The sequence below is a fragment of the Corynebacterium pygosceleis genome (assembly GCF_016595275.2).
GTDB lineage: Bacteria > Actinomycetota > Actinomycetes > Mycobacteriales > Mycobacteriaceae > Corynebacterium > Corynebacterium pygosceleis.
In genome coordinates, this window is record NZ_JAENIQ020000005.1 from 114,923 (window position 1) to 133,985 (window position 19,063).

The following is a 19,063-nucleotide window of genomic DNA, read 5'->3' on the forward strand; positions in this document are numbered from 1 at the left end:
GGCCCACCCCGAGAAACAAGGAGAACACCGTGTCCAACCCCATCGCCACCCCGACCTCCCCGCCGCCGGACGTCCTGCGCTGCGCGTACATGGAACTCGTCGTCACCGATCTGAAGCGCTCCCGTGACTTCTACGTCGACGTTCTCGACCTCGTGGTCACCCACGAGGACGATGAGGCGATCTACCTCCGCTCCATGGAGGAGTTCATCCACCACAACCTCATCCTGCGCAAGGGCGACACCGCAGCCGTCGGGGTGTTCAGCTACCGCGTCCGCAGCCCCGAGGACCTCGACCGCGCCGAGGCGTTCTACCGCGAACTCGGTTGCCGCGTCGAGCGGAACCCCGAGGGATTCGTCCGCGGCATCGGTGACTCCGTCCGCGTCCAGGACCCGCTCGGTTTCCCCTACGAGTTCTTCTTCGACGTCGAACACGTCGAGCGGCTCTGCTGGCGCTACGACCTCTACACCCCCGGCGCGCTCGTCCGTCTCGACCACTTCAACCAGGTCACCCCGGACGTACCGAAGGCCGTCAAGTACATGGAGGATCTCGGCTTCCGTGTGACCGAGGACATCCAGGACGGCGACGGAACCGTCTACGCCGCATGGATGCGCCGCAAGCCCACCGTCCACGACACCGCCATGACCGGCGGTGACGGTCCGCGCATGCACCACGTCGCCTTCGCCACCCACGAGAAGCACAACATCCTGGCGATCTGCGACAAGATGGGTGCCCTGCGGTTGTCCGACCGCATCGAGCGCGGCCCCGGACGCCACGGTGTGTCCAACGCCTTCTACCTCTACCTGCGCGACCCGGACGGCCACCGCGTCGAGATCTACACGCAGGACTACTACACCGGTGACCCCGACAACCCGCGCGTGACCTGGGACGTCCACGACAACCAGCGCCGTGACTGGTGGGGAACCCCCGTCGTCCCGAGCTGGTACACCGACGCCTCCCGGGTCCTCGACCTCGACGGCAACCTCGTCCCCCTCGTGGAGCGCACCGACGCCTCCGAGATGGAACAGACCATCGGCGCCGACGGCTTCTCCTACACCCGCTCCGAGGAGGAGGGCGAGATGCCGGACTGGAAGAAGGGCGAGTACAAGCTGGGCCACCAGCTCTAGACCCACCGACTCCCCGAACACCCGGCCCACGCAGGAGGCACCATGCTCGACAGGAAGACCATTGAGGCGATCGCGGACGAACTCCGTGACGCCGAGAACAACCGCACGATGATCCCGCTGCTCACCGCGCGCCACAAGGACATGACGGTGGAGGACTCCTACGCCGTGCAGAACGAGTGGCGCCGTCGCGGCATCGCCGAAGGGCGCCGCCCGGTCGGCCGCAAGATCGGGCTGACCAGCAAGGTGATGCAGGTCGCCACCGGCATCACCGAACCCGACTACGGGGCGATCTTCGCGGACATGGTCCACGAGTCCGGATCGGTGATCGAACACGGACAGTTCTCCAATGTCCGCATCGAGGTCGAGCTGGCCTTCAAACTGAAGGAGGCGCTGCGCGGACCGGACTGCACGATCTTCGATGTGCTGCGTGCCACCGAGTACGTGGTGCCGGCACTGGAGATCCTGTCGTCGCGCATCGAGATGGAGGGGCGCACCATCGTCGACACCATCAGTGACAACGCCGCCATGGGGGCGATGGTCTACGGCGGTCGCCCCGTCGCCCCCGACGCGGTGGACCTGCGCTGGATCCCGGCACTGCTCTACCGCAACGAGACCATCGAGGAGACCGGCGTCGCCGCCGCCGTGCTGGGGCATCCCGCAACCGGCGTCGCGTGGCTGGCCAACAAGCTCGCCGAACACGGGGACCATCTGGAACCCGGGGAGCTCATCCTCGCGGGCTCCTTCACCCGCCCGATGTGGGTGGAACCCGGGGACACCGTTCACGCCGACTACGGCGAGCTGGGGAGCGTGACATGTCGTTTCGAGTGAACCTCCCCGAACCCTTCGGCCGCCGGCTCGACCGGGCGGACGGCCCGCTCACCGGCCTGTGGGTCTGCTCCGGTTCGCCCGCGATGGCCGAGATCATGGCCTGCAGCGGGGCGGACTGGCTGCTCATCGACGGCGAGCATTCCCCGATCGGACTGGAGACGATCGCAGGTCTCCTCCGTGCGGTCGCCGCCTACCCGGTGGCCCCGGTCGTGCGGGTGCCGGTGCTCGACACAGCCCTGATCAAGCAGTACCTCGACCTCGGTGCGCAGTCGATCATGGTGCCGATGGTGCACACGCGGGAGGACGCGGAAGCGGCCGTCGCCGCGATGCACTACCCGCCCCGGGGCGTCCGTGGTGTGGGCAGCGCACTGGCCCGGTCCTCCCGGTGGAACGCGGTGCCGGACTACCTCGGGACCGCCTCGGACACCGTGAGCTGCATCGTGCAGATCGAGTCGCCGCAGGCGGTGGACAACGCCGCCGGGATCGCGTCCGTGGACGGGGTCGACGCCGTGTTCATCGGCCCGTCCGACCTCGCCGCCTCGATGGGCGTCATCGGCCAGCAGTCCCACCCGGACGTCCTCGACGCGGTGTCCCGCGCCATGCGGGCGGCGAAGGAGGCGGGCACGTTCGTCGGCGTCAACGCCTTCGACACCGACCAGGCGCGCCGGTACCTGGATGCGGGGGCCGACTTCGTCAACATCGGTGCCGACGTCCAACTCGCGGCCACCGCGTCGCGCACGCTGCTCGGTGAGTTCACCGGGGAGGGCTGAGGGATGGACATCGACACCACCGGTGTCTCCGCCCTGGTGCGGAGCGTTCCCACGGGACTGCTGATCGACGGCCGCTTCACCGACGCCGCCGACGGGGCGACCTTCGACGTGTTCAATCCGGCGACGGAGGAACACCTCGCGACCCTCGCCTCGGCGGGGGAGAACGATGCACGCGCGGCCCTCGACGTGGCCTGTCGGGTCCAGGGCGACTGGGCCCGGACCCCGGCCAGGGAACGGTCGGAGATTCTCCGTCGTGCCTTCGATCTGGTTCGTGAACGGACGGAACAGTTCGCCACCCTGATGACGCTCGAGATGGGCAAACCCCTCGCCGAGGCCCGTGGCGAGGTCGCCTACGGTGCCGAGTACCTGCGCTGGTTCGCCGAGGAAACGGTCAGGGACCACGGACGTTTCGACACCGCCCCCGAGGGCGGACTGCGGATGCTCACCCGGCGCAAGCCCGTGGGCCCGTGTCTGCTCATCACCCCGTGGAACTTCCCGCTCGCCATGGCGACGAGAAAGATCGCCCCGGCGGTCGCCGCCGGGTGCACCATGATCCTCAAACCGGCGGATCTGACTCCTCTCACCAGCCAGTTCCTCGCGCAGACCCTGATGGACGCGGGCCTGCCCGCCGGTGTCCTCTCGGTACTGCCCGGAGCTGATCCCGCGGCGGTGTCGGCTCCGCTGCTCGCCGATGACCGCCTGCGCAAGGTGTCCTTCACCGGGTCGACCCGCGTCGGGAAGCTGCTGCTGCGGCAGGCCGCGGACGGTGTGCTGCGTACCTCGATGGAACTGGGCGGAAACGCCCCGTTCATCGTCTTCGACGACGCCGATGTCGAGGCTGCGGTCGCCGGTGCGATGGCGGCGAAGATGCGCAACATCGGTGAGGCGTGCACGGCGGCGAACAGGTTCCTCGTGCACGAGAAGGTGGTCGACCATTTCTCGGCCCTGTTCGCTGAGCGGATGAACACCGTCAGGCTCGGAAACGGCCTGGAACCCGGTGTCACCTGCGGGCCGTTGATCTCGGAGGAGACCCGGGACCGGGTCGCGGGACTGGTCGGGGACGCCGTCGAACGCGGAGCGAAGGTGCTCACCGGAGGTCGTCCCGTTCCGGGGCCCGGCTGGTTCTACCCGCCGACCGTACTGGTCGATGTTCCCGCAGGCGCGCGGGTTCTCACCGAGGAGATCTTCGGCCCCGTCGCACCGGTCACCACCTTCCGCGACGAGGCAGAGGCACTGGCCCTGGCGAATGACACGGAGTACGGACTCGCGTCCTACGTGTTCACCGCCGACGCGTCACGGATGTACCGGATGGCGGACGGTCTCGACTTCGGTCTGATGGGATTCAACGCCGGTGTCATCTCGAACGCGGCGGCACCCTTCGGCGGGGTCAAGCAGTCCGGACTCGGCCGGGAGGGCGGGGCGGAGGGGCTCGACGAGTACACCAGTGTCCAGTACATCGGTGTCGCGGACCCCTACGCCTGAGGTCTCCCGACGGAACAGGGGGAGGGGCACCCATCCGGGTGGCCCTCCCCCTGTTCTCCCGTGTCGGGCCGGGGTCAGGAGGCGAAGGTCACCGGAACCTCGGCGACGTCCTTGAAACCCTCGGAGTGGTCGCCGAAGATCTTGAGCACGCAGTCATCGGTGAGGCAGTCGACGCCTTCGCCGGTGGAGTTGGCCGTGATGCTGAAGGATGAGGCGCCGTCCCCGGAGATCGTCGCGGTGCCACGTTCGTTCTGCAGCCAGGCCTGGCTCTCGACGTCGCCCATCTCGCCCGTGCAGACCGGAACGGGTGCGCCGCCCGGGGTCTGCGCCGCGCAGACGGCGGCGTAGTAGCCGGCCTCCGGGTTCAGGCCGGTGACCTCCACGGTGAGGGTGTCGCCGGTCTTGATCCCGTCGGCCTTGTCGACGGTGACCTCCACGTCAGACGCCGCGGCGGCGGTCGAGGAGGGCTCCGGGGACAGCTCCGACTCGATCTCGGAGATCCCCTCGGACGCGGACTCACTCATCTCGGAGATGCTGGCGTCGACCTTGGTCGGGTCGGTGGTCGACTCCGTCTCGGAGTTCGAGCAGGCCGCGAGGGGGGCTGCGGCGATGAGGGACGCCGCGGTGAACGCGACGGTGCGGTTCGAGAGGATTCTGCGCATGAGTTTGTGCCTTTCGTTGTACAGCGACAGCGTGGCGGGAACCGGAATGTCGGTGATCCACCACATGGCCCACGGACGGTCCGGATGGTGCCCGGTGTGGTTCCGGCCGAATTGTAACGCCTGCCCGGTGGCTCCGGTGTGCGGCGGTGCCGTCGGGGAGATGAGGTGGTGGACACAGACCGGGAGTGAACAAATAGGTTCACAAAAAATAGACAGAACGGTATAGTTCTGGCGTCGGTCACTCCCGGACACCGACGGACCGGACACACCAGAAGACCCCCAGGAGGTTCCCATGCCCATCACCGGACTCATACTCGGCGCCGTACTCGGCGCGGTCATGCAGCGCGGCAGGTTCTGCGTGACGGGCATGCTCCGCGACATCTTCACCCGCGGCACGTGGCGTCCGTTCACCGCACTGCTCATCGTCATCTCCGTCCATGCCATCGGACTCACGGCGCTCACCTCGGCCGGGGTCATCACACCCGAATACTCGCCCTTCGCACCCGCCGTCATCGTCGGCGCCTTCATCTTCGGTGTCAGCATCGTTCTCGCCGGCGGCTGCGCCTCGGGCACGTGGTACCGCGCGGGGGAGGGGCTCGTCGGTTCCTGGCTCGCCCTGGTCGGATACGCGCTGTCCGCCGCCGCGATGAAGACCGGCCCGCTGAGCGGGGTCAACGCCTGGCTCGGGCAGTTCACGGTCAACCAGACCACCGTGCCCGCCACTTTCGGGCTCTCCCCCTGGTGGTTCGTCGCCGGTCTCGGGGCACTGACCGCCTACCTCGCGGCGCGCTTCCTCCAGGAGGAATTCACCGGTCCCCGCCCGGTGGCCCTGGCGCAGCCGCTGCACCGCAGGCCGCTGCACGTGTACCTCGCCGCGGTGATCATCGGAATCATCGGAGTCATCGCCTGGCCACTGTCCGCGGCGACCGGCCGCAACGACGGCCTCGGCATCACGACACCGTCGAAGAACGTCGCCAACTACATCGTCACCGGGGACGGCTCCTTCCTCGACTGGGGTGCGCTCCTCGTCCTCGGAATCCTGGGCGGGGCACTCGTCGCGGCGAAAGTCTCCGGTGAGTTCCGCGTCCGTGTGCCCGACGCCCGGACCTCGTCGCGTGCCGTGGTCGGCGGCATCGGGATGGGCGTCGGTGCCAGCTGGGCGGGTGGTTGCACCGTCGGCAACGGCATGGTCCAGACCTCCCTGTTCACCTACCAGGGCTGGGTGGCGCTCGCGTTCTTCGCCGTCGGCGTCGGCGTCGCCGCGAAGATCTGGCTGAAGCCCTCCGGGCGGAAGACGGCGACCGGAACCTACAGCACAGACGAGAGCGTCGACGGACGCGCCGCCCACCCGGAGGCCACCACCACGTCCGTGTCCGCCCCCGCGTACGCCGTCGCGCCGGTCGCGCTGAAGGTCCGGGAGCAGCAGTCCGCCCCGGCGGGACCCGCCGAGGTCGCCCCGGGGGAGTATGCCCTGGACACCCTCGGAGCCGTGTGCCCGTTCCCGCTGATCGAGGCCGTCTCCGCGATGGATGAACTGCGCTCGGGGCAGACGCTGGTCATCGACTTCGACTGCACCCAGGCCACCGACGCGATTCCGCGCTGGGCGGCCGAAGCGGGGCACGAGGTGACCGAGTTCCGGGCCACCGGGGACGCCGGCTGGCGGATCAAGGTGCGGAAGGGGTGATCGCACCCACCCACCATTCGGTCCGGCGGGAGTGCCCCCGCAGACACAAATGATGAGGATAGGCTCACCTCTTGTGTATTCTCACGCTCACGACGCAGGAAACTGCGGTGAATCCAGCTCCGCGGCACACACGGGAGACCATGCATGGGCAAAGGCGTATCCGGTTCGATCATGAAGGCGATGGGGGCGAAGGACCACAGGGTCCGCCTCATTGGCAGAGAGTGGGTCACCGACAACTACCTCCGGCTCCGACTCAGGTCCGACACCCTGCTCCACCCCGAGGGGGAGAAGCCGGGAGCCTGGATCCGGGCGTGGTTCCCGGATCCGGGCGGGGGAGCGAAGGAATTCCAGCGCGGCTACACCATCAGGGACGCCGATCCTGCCACCGGCGAGTTCACCCTCGAGTTCGTCCTCCACGAACCCGCCGGCCCCGCCTCCCACTGGGCCAGGCACGCGGAAGCCGGCGCGGAGATCAGCGCGATGCGGATGTCGGAGGAACCCTTCGTCCAGCTCGATCCGCAGCCGCCCGGCTATCTTCTCCTCGGTGACGCTTCCGGCTACCCCGCGATCTGCGACATCGCCGCCGCGATCGACCCCTCGGTGCCCGTCGTCATCCACCTGGAGAAGAACAGCGAGCCTGACGAACGGCTCCCGCTTCCGGAGGGGGACAACATCACCGCGAACTGGGTCGACGCCCTCCCCGACGGGCAGGCGCTCGTGCAGGCGATACGGGGCGGAGACTGGTCCGGCTGGTTCACCTGGCTCACCGCGGAATCCACCTCCGTCAGGCACGCCCGAACCTATCTCCGGCGGGAATGCGGGGTGACGAAGGCGCTGCTCCACGCGCAGGGCTACTGGATCCGTGGGCGGGCCATGGGCGCCTACCGAGACACCGACCCACCGGAACGGCACGCATCACCGCACGACGCAGCCACGACGCCGGCGACACCGACGCGGGGCGTGCTCGCCGGTGCGAGGACCGCCCTGATCCTCTCCGGGATCGCCCAGGGGTGCCTGTCGGTGCTGCAGATCGTCCCGCTGATCCTGTTCGCCCACATCGCGCAGATGTTCCTGGACGGCGCACCGGAACAGGACTTCCTCCGGGCCGCGGTCACCGCCCTCGTGGTGATGGGGATCAGCGGCTTCGGTGCCGTTGCGCTGACCACGGTCCTCCACTTCTACGACGCACACTTCGCCGCGGCCCTGCGGCTCAGGCTCATGGAGAAGGTCACGCGGTTGCCCCTCGGCTGGTTCAACCGGCGGGAATCGGCGGGCGTACGGAAACTGATCGGTGGTGACGTCGCCGCGCTGCATCACCTCGTCACCCACGCCGTCCCGGAGGTCGTCGCGGCAGCGGTCACGCCCGTCGCCGTCCTCGTCTACCTCATGAGCGTGCAGTGGCGACTCGGCCTCGTGCTGCTCATCCCCGTCGTGCTCTTCATCGTGGTCATGTCGCGCATGATGGCCCGCGACAGGGATCGGTTCCACACCTCCCAACGACTCGTCGCGGAGGCCAACGCCGTGGTGCAGACGCACCTCGAGACCCAACGGGAATCCCGCATCTTCGGCGACGACGCGATCGTCGACGTCGACGGCACCATGCGCGAGATCGACGATTTCGTCAGCACCTGGCAGCACGACACCGCCCCGGCGAAGGTCACGATGGTCATGCTCAACCGCCCGGCCACTGTCATCGCCCTGCTCTGCACCGCGGCGTGGCTGTTCCTCCTCGTCGGCTGGATCGACCCGACGGACCTGATTCCCTTCCTCATCCTCGGGACCTCCTTCGCGGGCCAGCTGCTCGCGTTCTCCCACAGCATCGGCGCCCTTCAGCAGGGCCTCAACGCGGTCGCCGGACTCGACCTCCTGCTCGCCACGCCCACCCTCGCGGAACCCGCGGACCGCCCGGGGCACCCAGGCCACGTTGTCTTCGACCACGTCCGCTTCGGCTACGGGCCAGGCCGGCCCGTCCTCCCGGATTTTTCGCTGACCCTCGAGCCCGGCACGGTCACCGCCGTCGTCGGTGATTCGGGTGCCGGAAAATCCACCGTCGCCGCCCTGCTCGCCAGGCTGTGGGACGTCGACGGCGGGTCCATCAGCATCGACGGCCGCGACATCCGCGACCTCAGCCAGAAGGAGCTCTACGGCAAGGTGAGCGTCCTGCTGCAGGACGTGCAGCTGCTGCACACCAGTGTGGCGGAGAACATCGCGCTCGCGGCACCGGGTGCGGACCGCGACAGGATCGTCGCCGCCGCCGAGGCGGTCGGCATCGCCGATTTCATCGACACGCTCCCGGACGGCTACGACACCGTCATCGACGGCAACCGTCTGTCCGGAGGGCAACGGCAACGGATCGGTGTGGCGCGGGCCCTGCTCGCAGACACCGACATCGTGGTGCTCGACGAGGCGACGGCCTCCGCCGACCCGGAGAGCGAATGGGCGATCCGCCGGGGCCTCGACCGGCTGCTTGAGGGGAAGACCGTCCTCATGATCGCCCACCGGTTGCACACCGTGACCGGCGCCGATCGGATCATCGTCATGAGGGACGGACGCATCACGGAATCCGGGACCCATGACCAGCTCATCGCCGCCGACGGAACGTACGCCGATCTCTGGAAGGCAGGGAGCACACGATGATCGTCACCGACATCCGCCGCATCACCGGTGCCGCGGGAACCACCGCGTTCCGCCGCTTCACCGCACTGACCGTGCTCTCCTCCGGCCTGCAGGTCGCCGCCGTCGTCCTGCTCATACCCCTGCTGCACCACCTCTTCGACCGTGACGCCGCAGGCGCGGGCCCCTGGACCGCGGCGCTGGTCGCGGTCACCGCCGCCATCTGGATGATCGAACGCAGCGCGGCCGGAACCGGCGTCGAGCTCGGACTGCACGCCATGCGGGCCGTGGGGCGGCACGGGGTCCGGGCGATCAGGGACACCCCGCTCGAGGAGCTCACACCGGCACGGAAATCGGAGCTGCGCTCCCTCATCGGCGGCGGGGGCATCGAACTGACCAGCATGGTCGTCCTGCTCATCACCCCCATCCTGACCGCCGTGTCCTTCACCTGCTTCCTCGCCGTCGCGCTCCTGTTCATCGACTGGCGCCTCGCGCCGGTCACCGTCGCGGGGGCGGTGCTCCTCCTCGGCGCGGTACTGCTGTCCGAGAGGATCGAGCGCGGCGCCGACGACGTCTTCACCGGTGCCACCCTCGAACTCGACGAGCGGCTCGTCGAGTTCGCCGTCGCCCAACCGGCGCTGCGCACCGCTGGGAGGGTGGAACGCGGATCGACCCACGTCGACGACGCCGTCGCGGGCGGGGTCCGTGCGGTGCGCCGGCTCCTGCTGTGGCAGATCCCGGGGCAGATGCTCACCAGCACCGCCCTGCAGCTGACCCTTCTCGGATTCGGCGCGGCGACCTGGCTGGCGTACGACGACGGGCGACTGGACGGCGTCGAGGCGGCCGTGATGGTCATCGTCCTCATGCGCGTCATCGAACAGATCACGGCGGTGTCCATGCTCGCCAGTTCCCTCCACACCGTCGGTACGACGCTGCGCCAGCTCCGCGAACTCGTCGAGCGTCCCACGACCGTGCCCGGGCGACGCCCGGCCCCCGGGACACTCCGCGCCCGCGGAATCGGTGTCACCCACCCGGACGGCACCGTCGCGGTGGCCGGGGTGGACCTGGACCTCGAACCAGGGACGACAACCGTCATCGTCGGGCCCTCCGGGTGCGGCAAATCCACGCTTCTCGACGTGCTGGCGGGCCTCGTCGAACCGACGACCGGCACCGTGTCGGTGGGGGAGCTGCCGGTCAGTGCCGCCGATCTGCGGTCCATGACCACGGCCGTGTTCCAGGACACCGTGCTGGGAAACACGACGATCCGGGACAACCTCCGGATCACCGGCCCGGAACTCGACGCCGTGATCAGTGCCGCCCAGCTGGACACGGTGCCCGGGTCATCCGGTGACGAGCCGGACATGAGGGTCGGGGAATCGGGGAACCGGCTCTCGGGTGGTGAGCGTCAGCGCGTCGGCATCGCCCGGGCACTCGCCGCACCCGGCGACCTGCTCGTCGTCGATGAGGCGACGGCGAACCTCGACGCCCACAACGAGCGCGCCATCGTCTCGTCCCTCGCCCGGGTGAAGGGGAAGCGCACCACCATCGTCGTCACCCACCGGCCCGCCGTGCTGGAGATCGCCGACCGGGTGGTGGTCATGGCGGAGGGCCGGATCGTCGAATCGGGGACCCGGGAGGAATTGAGCGCCGCAGGCGGTGCCTTCGCCCGGATGGAGCGGCGGTGGCGGGAGGTCAGGGACTGGCGGGTGTGACCCGTGGCGGAAGATCGCTGCGGGTCGCCTTCCCGATGATCCACCGCAGCAGACCCTCGAGCGGGCCCCGGCGGAACCGCCACCGCCACAGGGAGGACAGCAGCAGCGCCGCGAGGGCCGTCACCGCGAAGCCGTCCAGATCGAATCCGCTCTCCGCAGCGGGCAGCGGGGCGCCTGCGTCGGCGTCGTCGTCCTGTTCCTCGATGTACCGGGCGAAGAGGCGTTCCTGCTCGGCGGAGAACTCCTCCCACAGGCGCTCCTCGCGGGGCCGGAACTCCATCCAGTTGTCCGACTCACCGACGATCCGCTGATAGTCCGTCCACGCAGGTTCCTCCGGGACGTCCACGGCCGGGGCGGACGTCGCATCCGCATTGAGGGTATCCGGCCCAGCGGTACCCGAGGAGGGGGACCCGGGTCCGATCAACGCCATGAGGGAGAACCCCGTGAGCATCGTCGCGGTGAGCACGTGCGCGACATAGACCGTGAGCGCCATCGAACCCGTGGCACGCAGTGGATAGAGCAGAACCCCGGCCCGACGGGCGTGGCACGCCAGCAGGCAGAGCCCGACTGTCGCGACGGAGGCCCCGACGCTGACCACCACATCCCCCAGCCCACCGCTGTGCGGAGCCGCGGAGAGGAACAGATCCCCGGCGACCGCGAGATTGGGGTCCTGGAAGTCGAAGGGCGGTGAATCGTGCCCGATGTCGAGCACGTCGAGGCGCCACCACCAGGTTCCCAGCCCGGCGACCACCGCCCCGATCACCGCCGCGGTCGTCCACCTCCGGGGCCCGGAGTAGATGAGATGTCGGTGCAGCAGAATCCCGGTGATCCCGTAGAGCAGCCAGGCCGGGAGCGGATAACCGAGGGTTATCAGCACCGGATAGAAGTCCCCCAGCCGCAGCAGGGTGGTCACCGCGGCGCCCGCGAGAAACAGCACCGCCCACCAGATCACGAGGGTCCGGGTCCGCCAGCGCACCGCCGGCGCGAGCAGGATGATCTCGATCCCTATGGCCATGAGCACGACGGCGATCATGGACTGCACGTACGTCAGACCCAGCCCGATCGCGACGACGAGCATGCCCCGGACGTAGAGCCTGCTCCGCGAGGAAGCCAGGTTTTCACCCCCCGCCGCGGCACCCGCGCTGCCCATGAACCCCAGTGAGACACCGGCGAGCACCGCGAACAGCGAGGAGGGCAGGCCCGTCGCCAGCAGGTGCGCCGCATCGCCGGCGGGGGAATCCCCGGGTACGCCGATGTGCGCGAACATCATCCCGAAGATGGCGAGGGCCCGCGCGACGTCGATGCCCGCGACCCGCGACCCGTTCCCGACGGGGGCCGGTGGTGGTTGTGTGACGGTGTTCGCCTGGGACACGGGCATCTCCTTCGCTGGCATCCCCGCCTGGCGGGCTGACGAAGTGGAACCTTACCAGCGTGGGAGAGGGCCCTCAGCCCAGCTCCGGGACCGTGAGCTGCGCGGTCATGCCGATGGTCACCGTTTCCCCGGGTACCACCGGGACACCCGCGAGATCAGGCCCCAGGAGGGCGGGCTCGACGCACACGAAGCGCCGCCACTCGCCCTCCCCGAGATCCCGCATGCCCGCAGCGTTCTCCGCGCCGGGATTCCAGACGATGACCGAATCCGTCCCCCTTCCCGTCACGTCCACCGTCCGGGTGCCGTCGGTCAGTGTCGCGGTCCGGCCGGCGGGGGCGGTGATGATCCGGTCGACCAGACCGTTGAACGTGATCGCACCCCCGACGCGGCCGTCCGCGCCGGTCACCCGGTCCAGGACCGCCTCACCGTCGAGCCCCGTCACCGTGCAGTCATCGATGTCGCCGACGCCGAAGTACGGGTGGAACGCCAACTGCACGGGGCGGGTCCCGGGTGCGTCGTTCCGTGCCGACAACTCCACGAAGATCCCGTTCGGTGTCGGATCCGCGCTGAAGGTCAGATGCCAGTCATCCCGGTCCAGAACAGCTGCCAGCCCGGTGCCCGTGACCCTGCACTCCCAGTCCACCCGGCGGGCGAAACCGTGCGCGGGCTCCTCACCGAGCAGAGTTCCGAACCACGGTGCGATCAGCGGTACGCCGCCCCGGATCGGGGTTCCGGCTCCGCAACCGGTGACGGAACTGACGAAGAGCAGTTCCCCTCCCGGGGTTCCGGCGGAGACCAGATGGGCCCCGGCCGGATGCGCGGCCAGGCCGTGGGCGGTGATGAGATCCTGAGTGTCCATGCCCCCAACCTAGTCCTCATGCGTGAGCTCCGGGCGGTAGTCTGGGGCGCTATGACCGTCACCACCAGCCGACGATTCGGGCACACGTTCCGCAGCCACACCATCTCCGTTCCCTGGGATCCGACGGACCCGTGTCTGGGTGACCTCGATCTCTACGCCCGGGAGATCATTCCCGACGGAGGGGAGAATCTCCCGGTCCTGATTTTTCTCCAGGGCGGACCCGGCAACCCCTCGCCCCGGCCCACCGGGATCAGCGGCTGGATCGGAGAGGTCCTGAAGACCCACCGACTCGTCCTCCTGGATCAGCGCGGCACCGGACGGTCGGGCCGGATCGACGCAGCCTGCCCGCACATCGGTGACACCGACCTCACCCGACGTCTCGCACTGCTGCGTGCGGATCTCATCGTCGAGGACTGTGAGCGGCTCCGGGAACACCTCGGGGAGAAGCGGGTGTCCCTCTACGGGCAGAGTTTCGGCGGTTTCTGCATCACCACCTATCTCTCCCGGTACCCCGACAGCGTCGACACTGCCCTGCTCACCGGAGGGCTGCCGACCGTCAGCCGGGGGATCGACGACGTCTACCGGGCGACCTACACGCAACTGGCCCGCAGGCACCGGGACTTCTACACGCGCTTCGGCTGGGTCGAGGACCGGATACGCGAGGTCTGCCACCACCTCGACAACTCCGACGAACGACTGCCCACCGGGGAACGGCTGAGTTCCCGCAGGTTCCGGCTCATCGGCACCGAGCTCGGCCGGGGTGCAGGATTCGACACCCTGTACTACCTCCTCGAACAACCCTTCCACGAGGTGCGGGGGGAGAAGCGGCTGCGCCGGGACTTCCTCGACGACGTCGGCGCCCGCGTCAGCCTGGAGCGGCACCCTCTCTACGCGGTGGTCCACGAATCGATCTACGGTGGCACGGTCCCCGGTGCGACCGACTGGTCCGCACACCGCATGCGGAACGAGGTGGAGGGCTTCGCCGAGGAGTCCGATCCCCGCGACCGTTCCGTGCCCTTTTACCTCACCGGTGAACACGTCTATCCGTGGCAGTTCGAGGAGGACCCGGCACTGGTTCCGTTCCGGAGGGTCGCCGAGGACCTCGCCGCGAAGGACGACTGGTCACGTCTCTACGACGCCGACACGATCGCCTCGTCACCGGCCGTCGCAGCCGCCGCGATCTACGTCGACGACGTCTACGTCCCCATGCGGTTCTCCCTGGAGACGGCCGAGGTGTTCCGTGACCTCAGACCCCACATCACGAACCGGTTCCAGCACGACGGCATCCATCACGACGGTGCGGGCATCCTCGGACGTCTGATGGAACTGGTCCGGGACCACTGAGGGCGGGACACGGTTGCCCGCGCGCTAGGGTGGAGGCAACCGCACGCCCGAGGCGACGCGGAAGAAGACAGACACCGTCACGGAGGACACGCCACGTGAGTGACAAGGACCATCTCGACACCGGAGCGTTCGACGGCACCGGCCACGGCGCCGACATCCCGGCGGAACTCGAGGGTCTGTTCGACAGTTTCCTCGTCGATGAGGAGCATCTGCTCCATCCCGACGAGGTACCGCCCCAGGCCTACTCCTGACCCGGAAGTTCCGCGCCGGGCCCCGGGTAGGAGTCCTGTGCACCGTGTCCGGTCACCGCGTACGCCCCCACCCGGACCGCGTGGCGTGCGGCGGACACCAGGTCATCGCCGACCGCGAGGCGTGCCACGCACGCGCCGGCGAACGCGTCACCGGCACCCGTCGTGTCCACCGGGGTGACGGAGGGGGTGTCCACCCTCTCACTCCCGTCCGGTGTGGCGACCAACGCACCGGCGGCACCGAGCGTCAGGATCACCGAGGCGAATCCGGCGTCGACGAGTGCGCGGGCACAGGCCTCGGGGCCCGCGGTCACCGCCACCTCACCGTCGTGCCCCAACTGTGTCAGGATCAGCCCGGCCTCGTGTTCATTCGCCATCAACGGGTCAGCCCGCAGCAGTGCATCCCGGTCGACCTCCACGACGGGGGCGAGATTGACGACGACACGTCCCGTCGCCGCCTCCACGGCGGCGCGGAAACCGGATGCCGGGATCTCGCCCTGGAGGAGAACGATCCCCGCACCAGCCACCGTGTCACGGAATCTCCCGACGAACCCGGCGTCCACGGCGGCGTTCGCCCCGGGGATGACCATGATCGAGTTCTCCCCGGACCCGTCGACGGTGATCACCGCGAGCCCCGTCGCCCCGGGAACGCTCTCGACCGCGTCCAGATCCACCCCGGCGGAACGGAGCACCGCCGTCGCAGGTGCGGCGTGTGCGTCATCGCCGACGGCCCCCACGAAACGGACCTCCGCCCCCTGGAGTGCGGCGGCGACGGCCTGGTTCGCGCCTTTGCCGCCCGGGGAGATTCCTCCGCCCGACGCCATGACGGTTTCCCCGGGGCCCGGGCGACGCGCGACGGAGACGGTGAGATCGGCGTTGATGGAACCGACGACAGTGACGGGAAGATGCTGGTCCTTCATGATTCTCCTCGGCGGAACGGGTGATGAGCGGCGCAGGGTCCCGCCCGGTCGGACTGTGTGCCTCCCCATTGTGCCAGCATCCGGGACCGTGACGGCGAAACGCGGGGACACCGCCGGAACCCGTCGGATTCCTACCGTTCCCGGCGGTGGATCAGCGCGTGCAGCGCCTCAGCGTTGCCCACGGCATCATCGACCGGATGGTGGGTGTGCGGGGTACGGCGCAGTTCCTTCCACCGGTGTGCATCATTGAAATCACCGGTCAGACCGGCGTGGAAATCCCCGATCCGGCGGGCGGAGAAACCGAACGGGTTCCTCCTCCCCAGACTGTCGAACAACCAGGCGATCCACATGAAATCAAAAGCGGGATTGTCGCTGACGAAGGTCGGGGTGGACGTCGTCCGCTCAGCGAGCCACAGTTCGAGGGAGAGTGCGACGGGGAACGGATCGACCGGTGGGGCGTCCGGATCGGGGACGGGCACCGGGCCATCCGGGGGAAGGGTCCCGACCAGGACACCGTGGAACGTGTCCCTCTGCCGGTCGACCCCGGGGACGTCACGGAAGTGGACGACGGCGAACTCCGTCATGACACCGGAGAAGGGCGTCGCGGACGTCGATTCGACATCGACGATGAAGTAGCGGCTCACCGTGTCAACCGCGGTGTCGGCCCGTTCACCTCCCCCTCCAGATCCGCAGGCCCGCCCGGATCAGCGGGATCTGGAGCGGAATCCGGAGAACGGACAGAACCCGCAACCACGGTGCCTTGTTCCGGTAATCCCATGCCATCTTCATGTTCCCCGGCCACACCCCCACCATCAGCAGTGCCGTCACCAGGCCACCGATGCGGCGTGTCCCCGGAATGGCGAGGAGCAGTGCCGTCGCCAGCTCGAGGTAACCCGATCCGTAGGTCCACGCCCGGCGGTCCCCCGGAAGTTTCCCGGGAACGAGCCGGTCGAACCCCTCCGGACGGAGGAAGTGCATGATCCCCGCTGAACTGAACAGTGCGATCAGGAAACCTCTCATGGGGTCAGAGCATACCCGGGAACGCACCGTGGTCCGCGGCGGCACCCGCCTCGCTAGCGGACGGTGATCCGGTTCGAGATTCCGCCGAGCCCGGTGATCTCGACGGTGACGGTGTCACCGTCGGTGAGCATCTCGCGGGGGGACCTCGCCCAGCCGACACCGCCGGACGTGCCGGTCGCGATGACGTCGCCCGGACGGAGATTGATGAAGGTGGTGATGAACCGCACCAGCGCCGCCGGGTTGAACACCAGCTCCCGGGTGTCCGCACGTTGTTTCTCCACGCCGTTGACCCGTGTGACCAGTGTGGCGGACCCGGGATCGAACGCGTCCCCCGTGGTCATCCACGGCCCGAACCCCGATGCGGAACACAGGTTCTTTCCCTGGAGCCACTGCGCGGTGCGGTACTGCAGGTCCCGCATGGTGAAGTCGTCGAACACGGCGTACCCGGCGATCGCCTCTGTCGCGGAGACCTCATCCGGTGCGCCGCCGAGCGGGACATCCCGACCGATGACGACGGCGAGTTCCCCCTCGAAGTCCAGCGCCCCGGAATTGTCCGCCGGGACCTCGACCCCGTCGAAAGGACCTGTGAGGGCATCGGGGAACTTGGCGAACAGGGTGGGGACGTCGGGGAGTTCATGTCCCATCTCGGTGATGTGGTCCGCGTAGTTGAGTCCGGTGCACAGGATCTTTCCCGGACGGGGGATGACCGGTGCGAGGTCCCGGGCGGAGATGTCCACCGTGTCGACGTGCGGACCCGAGACGAGATCCCGCCAGTTCTCCCGCTGGAGCAGATCCCCCACGTTCCGTACCCCGGCCGCGGAGATCGGATGCACCCGGAGGACGGCGGAGGGACCGTCACCGGCGCGGAGCGCCTTGGTGAGGGCGGTTTCCGCAGCTTCCGGATCGGCGATGAGCCCCGGAAGGGTCCGGCCGTCGGGTGTTCGGAAAGTCAGTAGTCGCATGCGTGGATCGTATATCAGCGGACGGGGCGGTAGCTGTCCGGGACAGCCCCGTTCCGACGTCGGATCAGCAACGTCGCCCCGACGAGCATCAGGATAAACGCGGTGAAAAGCGCGGGGCGGACGGCCACTCCGGTGTCCGCGAGACGCCTCCCGACGATGGTGTCCGCCGTGTCCGCGCCGGAACGTCGCCCCGCCGTCCGTCCGGGCGTTCCCGTCGCGGGCGGTGCCGGTGCCGGAGTGGTTCCCGCCACCGGACCGGTGGACGCGGCGGAGACGGTCATCCCGCTCCGGGACTGTGCGTCGGGCCGGGTCTCGCTGATGATTCCGAGAACACCGAGCGGGAGGAACCGGAGGACCCACCAGGGGAGAACGGTGGATGAGGGGGTCGGCGTCGCCGTGGCGGTAGCCCGCCCCGTGGCGGATCCTCCGGTGGTCGCGGTGACGTCGTGGACCGGTGGGGCTGTCGGCCCGGTGCCCTCCCCGTCACCGGGTGCACCGGTCTCCGGGGCCGGAGAGGACACCGGTTCGCCGGTGGGCGGAGGGGACACGGTGGTGGGGGTGACGGTGTCCGTGGTCGTGGAATGTCCGGCGGCGAGCGTGCGCAGGGCGGACGTGGCTCCCGTCACCGGGGTGGAGGACTGCCCGGAGGGCACCCCGGCGGGGGATTCCGGCGGCATGTCCGCACCGACGTTGACGGCGTCCGGTGGGGAGGAGGTTTCGGCCGGTACCGCCCGGCCGGTGACGATCGACGGATGGTGGTCGAACCCGGGGTCTGTGGTGGCGGATGCCGGTGACACCACGGTGGGCAGGATCACCACGAGAGTCACGAGGGGGACGGTGAGACGTCGTGTGGTCGGTGCCGCCATCCGGAGCTCGCTTTCTGTGTTTCGTCGATGTGTGACCGTGCCCACGGGGTTGGCCGGGTGTCGATGGATCACCCGAGATCTGGCAGGGATGTGTGGATTCTTTTCGGGGGCTGTGTGAATCGTAGAGATGCGGATGATTTCCGGGCAATGTGTGACCGTGCTGAAGCGGGTGAATGCGCGGAACGGTGCGCGTTATTCACCCCGATCCGTGTTTGACGGCAAATGTTTCATTCGCCCCCTTTCTCCCGTCCGCTCTCAGGGGCATTGACATGATCTGTGAGCTGACTGTGGAGGTGAGGTACCCCCGATTGCCGGCTGCGTGGTCGACTTTCGGGAGAGGTTGTGGAGGTCTACCGGTTGTTCCCTCCTCTGTGTTTGCCCGTGGTCGAGGTTGTGTCGAGGGGGCGATTTTTCGTTTGTGGACGAACTTGAACAGCTGTTGCGGGGGTGGCGAAAGATAATCCCTTAATGTGGAATGTGATTTACCACACAATTTATGTTTCTTCGTGAACGTCGTCGATTCAGCCGTTCTCAACTGTGGGGAAGCTGTGTGAATGATGCCTGTCCATTTTCCCGTTTTCGACTCTGGTCGTTGTG

Annotated in this window: 17 protein-coding genes; 9 read left to right on the forward strand and 8 right to left on the reverse strand. The window is 68.5% G+C overall.

The features are described 5' to 3' along the window. The first annotated feature begins 29 nt into the window (after positions 1-29). Genes hpaD through JIM94_RS10460 form a run of 4 tightly spaced genes read left to right on the forward strand, consistent with a single transcriptional unit; the run spans position 30 to position 4,204 of the window. The gene (hpaD, locus tag JIM94_RS10445) at positions 30-1,124 is read left to right on the forward strand and encodes a 3,4-dihydroxyphenylacetate 2,3-dioxygenase (protein WP_267173059.1); all 1,095 of its coding nucleotides are present in this window, start codon (positions 30-32) and stop codon (positions 1,122-1,124) included. 42 nt (positions 1,125-1,166) lie between these two features. Beyond that, positions 1,167-1,952, forward strand: coding sequence for a 2-oxo-hept-4-ene-1,7-dioate hydratase (hpaH, locus tag JIM94_RS10450; protein ID WP_200250554.1), 786 nt, complete (start codon positions 1,167-1,169; stop codon positions 1,950-1,952). After that, the gene (locus tag JIM94_RS10455; protein WP_200250552.1) at positions 1,937-2,722 is read left to right on the forward strand and encodes an HpcH/HpaI aldolase family protein; all 786 of its coding nucleotides are present in this window, start codon (positions 1,937-1,939) and stop codon (positions 2,720-2,722) included. Before hpaH ends, JIM94_RS10455 begins: the two co-directional genes overlap by 16 nt. 3 nt (positions 2,723-2,725) lie before the next feature. Continuing rightward, positions 2,726-4,204, forward strand: coding sequence for an NAD-dependent succinate-semialdehyde dehydrogenase (locus JIM94_RS10460; protein ID WP_200250551.1), 1,479 nt, complete (start codon positions 2,726-2,728; stop codon positions 4,202-4,204). Between the two features lie 74 nt (positions 4,205-4,278). On the opposite strand, the gene JIM94_RS10465 is transcribed toward JIM94_RS10460, so the two are convergent. After that, positions 4,279-4,932, reverse strand: coding sequence for a neocarzinostatin apoprotein domain-containing protein (locus tag JIM94_RS10465; RefSeq protein ID WP_200250548.1), 654 nt, complete (start codon positions 4,930-4,932; stop codon positions 4,279-4,281). 226 nt (positions 4,933-5,158) lie between these two features. On the opposite strand from JIM94_RS10465, the gene JIM94_RS10470 reads away from it, so the two are divergent. From JIM94_RS10470 to JIM94_RS10480, 3 genes are all read left to right on the forward strand, one after another. Further along, complete coding sequence (locus tag JIM94_RS10470) at positions 5,159-6,550, forward strand: YeeE/YedE thiosulfate transporter family protein (protein ID WP_200250544.1); 1,392 nt, start codon at positions 5,159-5,161, stop codon at positions 6,548-6,550. 144 nt (positions 6,551-6,694) lie between these two features. After that, on the forward strand, positions 6,695-9,187 hold the full coding sequence (locus JIM94_RS10475; RefSeq protein WP_200250534.1) for an ABC transporter ATP-binding protein/permease: 2,493 nt from the start codon (positions 6,695-6,697) through the stop codon (positions 9,185-9,187). After that, positions 9,184-10,875, forward strand: coding sequence for an ATP-binding cassette domain-containing protein (locus JIM94_RS10480; RefSeq protein WP_200250524.1), 1,692 nt, complete (start codon positions 9,184-9,186; stop codon positions 10,873-10,875). Before JIM94_RS10475 ends, JIM94_RS10480 begins: the two co-directional genes overlap by 4 nt. On the opposite strand, the gene JIM94_RS10485 is transcribed toward JIM94_RS10480, so the two are convergent. Both JIM94_RS10485 and JIM94_RS10490 read right to left on the reverse strand, forming a co-directional pair. After that, a complete protein-coding gene (locus JIM94_RS10485) occupies positions 10,856-12,247 on the reverse strand; it encodes a DUF418 domain-containing protein (RefSeq protein WP_200250522.1) in 1,392 nt (463 codons plus the stop codon). The two genes, JIM94_RS10480 and JIM94_RS10485, sit on opposite strands and share 20 nt — an antisense overlap. Positions 12,248-12,320: 73 nt before the next feature. Further along, positions 12,321-13,106 carry an aldose epimerase family protein gene (locus JIM94_RS10490; RefSeq protein WP_200250520.1) on the reverse strand — a complete coding sequence of 262 codons (786 nt, stop codon included), beginning with the start codon at positions 13,104-13,106 and terminating at the stop codon, positions 12,321-12,323. Positions 13,107-13,157: 51 nt separating this feature from the next. Here JIM94_RS10490 and JIM94_RS10495 point away from each other — a divergent pair, with 51 nt between their 5' ends. Together JIM94_RS10495 and JIM94_RS10500 are read left to right on the forward strand one after the other, a co-directional pair. After that, complete coding sequence (locus tag JIM94_RS10495; protein ID WP_200250518.1) at positions 13,158-14,450, forward strand: alpha/beta fold hydrolase; 1,293 nt, start codon at positions 13,158-13,160, stop codon at positions 14,448-14,450. Between the two features lie 95 nt (positions 14,451-14,545). Beyond that, entirely contained in the window at positions 14,546-14,701 is a 156-nt protein-coding gene (locus JIM94_RS10500) for a hypothetical protein (RefSeq protein WP_200250507.1), read from the forward strand. On the opposite strand, the gene JIM94_RS10505 is transcribed toward JIM94_RS10500, so the two are convergent. The 5 genes from JIM94_RS10505 to JIM94_RS10525 form a co-directional block, all read right to left on the reverse strand. Next, positions 14,692-15,618 (reverse strand): ribokinase, encoded by a 927-nt coding sequence (locus JIM94_RS10505; RefSeq protein ID WP_200250505.1) that lies wholly within the window; start codon positions 15,616-15,618, stop codon positions 14,692-14,694. The two genes, JIM94_RS10500 and JIM94_RS10505, sit on opposite strands and share 10 nt — an antisense overlap. Positions 15,619-15,749: 131 nt before the next feature. After that, positions 15,750-16,262 (reverse strand): hypothetical protein, encoded by a 513-nt coding sequence (locus JIM94_RS10510; protein ID WP_200250495.1) that lies wholly within the window; start codon positions 16,260-16,262, stop codon positions 15,750-15,752. A 25-nt stretch (positions 16,263-16,287) separates the two neighbouring features. Further along, positions 16,288-16,638 (reverse strand): DoxX family protein, encoded by a 351-nt coding sequence (locus JIM94_RS10515; protein WP_200250492.1) that lies wholly within the window; start codon positions 16,636-16,638, stop codon positions 16,288-16,290. A 53-nt stretch (positions 16,639-16,691) separates the two neighbouring features. Beyond that, the gene (locus JIM94_RS10520; protein ID WP_200250489.1) at positions 16,692-17,600 is read right to left on the reverse strand and encodes a fumarylacetoacetate hydrolase family protein; all 909 of its coding nucleotides are present in this window, start codon (positions 17,598-17,600) and stop codon (positions 16,692-16,694) included. A gap of 14 nt (positions 17,601-17,614) precedes the next feature. Continuing rightward, entirely contained in the window at positions 17,615-18,466 is an 852-nt protein-coding gene (locus JIM94_RS10525) for a hypothetical protein (protein WP_200250486.1), read from the reverse strand. Between the last annotated feature and the right edge of the window lie 597 nt (positions 18,467-19,063).